A 2,872-nucleotide genomic window follows, 5' to 3' on the forward strand; every position below is an offset into this window, starting at 1 on the left:
CCCGCCGCGCCGGACGTCGCCGCCGCCTATGTCGGGGCCTATGCCGCGGCCTCCGGCATCGGCCGGGACCGCATCCGGGCCTGGCTGCCGGCCATTGCCGCCGCCCGCCTGGCCGAGGGCGTTCCGGACCAGGCGAAGGCGCTGCTGCGGCTGGCGGAGGCCGGACCGCCGCCCTGACCTGGAGGGCAGCGGAACTCTGCGTTCCGGGCGGTTTCCGCCGTCGAACTTGCCATCGGGGCCGCCGTCCCCCATGTTTACGGGGTCATTCTGGTTCGGACGGCCGGCCTGCCATGCCCTTGCGGCCGCGGATCCCTCGCCTTTCCCCGTTACCGTCTGATGCGTCGCGCGGCTGCGCGCGGCGCAACCCCTCAACTGGAGGAAAAGCGATGCCGATCGGCACCGTCAAGTGGTTCAACAGCACCAAAGGCTTCGGTTTCATTCAGCCGGAGAGCGGCGGCCCGGACGTGTTCGTCCATATCTCGGCCGTCGAGCGCGCCGGCCTGCGTGGGCTGAACGAAGGCCAGCAGATCTCCTACGAAGAGCAGCGCGATCCGAAGCGCGGCAAGACCTCGGCGGAGAATCTGAAGGCCGTCTGAGCCTTCGACTGCGGAGCGGATCAGGAGCGCCCGCGCCGTCGGGCGCTCCTTTTCTCGTGACAGACCGGCGATGCGACGCATCGCGCCAGAGGAGGCCGTCATGCCGTTCAAGCCGAACTACAACCAGCAGCGCAGCGAGCGTAACCGCCTCAAGGAGCAGAAGAAGCAGGAGAAGCTGCAGAAGCGCGAGGAAGAGACCGCCCGCCGCAAGGCCGCCCAGGACGGCGGCGAGCCGCAGCAGGACGACGAATCCGACCCGTCCTGACCGACCCGTCACCGGAGAGCCCCATGGCCCGGACCAACAAGAAGCAGTCGAACGACAGCGCCTTCGTGCTGTTCAACATCGTCTACCAGGACGGCACGCTGAGCTCGAACCGCAAGGTGCCGCGCGCCGAGGCCGACGGGCTGGACGGCGAGGACGCCGCCCGCGCCTTCATCGAGGCGCAGGACCGCAAGATCGCCGAGATGTCCGGCAATCCGCGCGGCCCGATCAAGACCATGACCCGGCTGCGCGGCCAATAGCCGGCGCCCGACGGTCCAACGCCGAGCCGGGCTCCGCAGAGCCCGGCTTTTTCGTGCCTCAGCCGAACCAGGCGGCGCTGAACCTGGCGTGGCTGCCGTCGTTCAGGCGCAGGTTCAGCCACTGGTCGACGAAGGCCTTGAACACCACGTCGCCGCGCGGCAGCAGATAGGCCTTCTCGGCGAAGGTGAAGGGCTGGTCCGGATGCACGGCGCACAGGCCGGGGCGCAGCTTCTGCTGCAGCCGGGTCTCGCTGGCGTCGGTGATCATCACATCGGCCCGGCCGGCCAGGATCTCGTCGAAGATCTTGGTGTTGTCCGGGAAGATGACGATCTTCGCCGACTTGATCTTCTCGCGCGCGAAGGCCTCGTTGGTGCCGCCGGGCGGCTCCACCACCGTGACGCCGGGCTGGTCGATCTGCTCCACCGTCGCGAACTTGTCGACATTCTCGCATCTGGTGATCGGCGTCTTGCCGTCGACATCGATCGGGATGCTGAAGAAGGCCTGCTTCTGGCGCTGCAGGGTGACGCTGATGCCGCCCATCGCCATGTCGCAGGCGCCGCTGGTGAAATCCGCCATCAGCGTCTTCCAGCTGGTCTTGACGAACTCCGCCTTCACCCCGATCGCGGCGGCCAGGTCCTTCGCCATGTCGATGTCGATGCCCTGGTACTCGCCCTTGGCCGGGTCGAGATAGGTGAAGGGCTTGTAGTCGCCGGTGGTGCAGATTTTCAGCACCCCGGCCTTGGCGACGGCGTCGAGCGTGTCGGTGCGGTCCGCCGCGGCCGCGGCGGCGGTAGGCAAGGCGAGCAGCAAGGTGGCGGCGGCGAGCAGGCGCATGGTTCCTCCCGGTCTTGAGTCGGCCAGGATCTTAGTCGGACAATTGCGGCGCCACCAACAGGGTCGTCGGCGCGCCCGGCCGCGGCTACCATCGTTCCCATGAAGCTGATCGCCTACACCATCGGCGGGGCGCATCCCGAGATCCGGCCGGCCCCGGCCACGCGCGACTGGATGTCGGCGACGCCGGAGGGCTTCGCCTATCGCTGTCTGCCGTTGAACATCGCCAATGCCCATGGCTGGGAGATCCTGTGCCCGTCCCCGATCCGCGCCTGGTGGGACGGCGGCACGGCGCCGGAATCGGTGCGGGTCGAGGCGGGCGGCGCCGGCTCGACAGCCATACCCGCGCCGGCAGTCGGCCATTTCGGCAGCGGCATCCTGACCTTCCACGTGCCGCTGCTGCTGCGCACCGAGCCGGGCTGCAACCTGTGGGTCTCCGGCCCGACCAACGCGCCGAAGGACGGCATCGCGGCGCTGACCGGCGTGGTCGAGACCGATTGGTCGCCTTACGGCTTCACCATGAACTGGCGCTTCACCCGGCCGAACCACATGGTCGAGTTCGCGGCCGGCGAGCCCTTCTGCCTGTTCTTCCCGCTGGCGCGCGACGCGGTCGAGGCGGCGGAGCCGGAGATCCGGCCGCTGTCCGAGAACCCGGAGCTCGAGGCGCGCTACTGGGCCTTCCACCGCGGCCGCGCCGACTTCCTGGCCGACCTGCCGGTGCCCGGCACCGAGGCCAATGAGGCGAAGTGGCAGAAGGGCTATTACCGCGGCCTGGACACCGACGGCACCCCGGCGCCCGAGCACCAGACCAAGCTGCGGTTGAGGCCGTTCCGGGAGGGGTAGTCGGGAAAAGAAGACGAGTCCCCCCTCCCCTCGCGGGAGGGGATAGGGGGAGGGGTTGGTGCCGCCGACGCAGGATCCG

At 69.2% G+C, this 2,872-nt stretch carries 5 protein-coding genes; 4 read left to right on the forward strand and 1 reads right to left on the reverse strand.

Annotation, left to right across the window (positions count from 1 at the left end):
* Nucleotides 1-386 precede the first annotated feature (386 nt).
* The 3 genes from P409_RS30930 (at nt 387) to P409_RS30935 (ending at nt 1,118) form a co-directional block, all read left to right on the forward strand.
* The gene (locus P409_RS30930; RefSeq protein WP_034847508.1) at nt 387-596 is read left to right on the forward strand and encodes a cold-shock protein; all 210 of its coding nucleotides are present in this window, start codon (nt 387-389) and stop codon (nt 594-596) included.
* Between the two features lie 100 nt (nt 597-696).
* Complete coding sequence (locus P409_RS40180; RefSeq protein WP_193366535.1) at nt 697-861, forward strand: hypothetical protein; 165 nt, start codon at nt 697-699, stop codon at nt 859-861.
* Between the two features lie 23 nt (nt 862-884).
* Nucleotides 885-1,118 (forward strand): hypothetical protein, encoded by a 234-nt coding sequence (locus P409_RS30935; protein ID WP_034847511.1) that lies wholly within the window; start codon nt 885-887, stop codon nt 1,116-1,118.
* A gap of 58 nt (nt 1,119-1,176) precedes the next feature.
* Here the strand turns inward: P409_RS30935 and P409_RS30940 are convergent, their stop codons facing one another.
* A complete protein-coding gene (locus P409_RS30940) occupies nt 1,177-1,953 on the reverse strand; it encodes a transporter substrate-binding domain-containing protein (protein ID WP_034847513.1) in 777 nt (258 codons plus the stop codon).
* A gap of 99 nt (nt 1,954-2,052) precedes the next feature.
* Between P409_RS30940 and P409_RS30945 the strand changes: the two genes are divergently transcribed.
* The gene (locus P409_RS30945) at nt 2,053-2,793 is read left to right on the forward strand and encodes a DUF6065 family protein (RefSeq protein ID WP_034847515.1); all 741 of its coding nucleotides are present in this window, start codon (nt 2,053-2,055) and stop codon (nt 2,791-2,793) included.
* Nucleotides 2,794-2,872 lie beyond the last annotated feature (79 nt).

Source organism: Inquilinus limosus MP06, assembly GCF_000767795.1.
Taxonomy (GTDB): Bacteria; Pseudomonadota; Alphaproteobacteria; order DSM-16000; family Inquilinaceae; genus Inquilinus; species Inquilinus limosus_E.

Coding starts and splice junctions, on each gene's coding strand:
- P409_RS30930 (WP_034847508.1), top strand. CDS start 387: ATGCCGATCGGCACCGTCAAGTGGTTCAACAGCACCAAAGGCTTCGGT.
- P409_RS40180 (WP_193366535.1), top strand. CDS start 697: ATGCCGTTCAAGCCGAACTACAACCAGCAGCGCAGCGAGCGTAACCGC.
- P409_RS30935 (WP_034847511.1), top strand. CDS start 885: ATGGCCCGGACCAACAAGAAGCAGTCGAACGACAGCGCCTTCGTGCTG.
- P409_RS30940 (WP_034847513.1), bottom strand. CDS start 1,953: ATGCGCCTGCTCGCCGCCGCCACCTTGCTGCTCGCCTTGCCTACCGCC.
- P409_RS30945 (WP_034847515.1), top strand. CDS start 2,053: ATGAAGCTGATCGCCTACACCATCGGCGGGGCGCATCCCGAGATCCGG.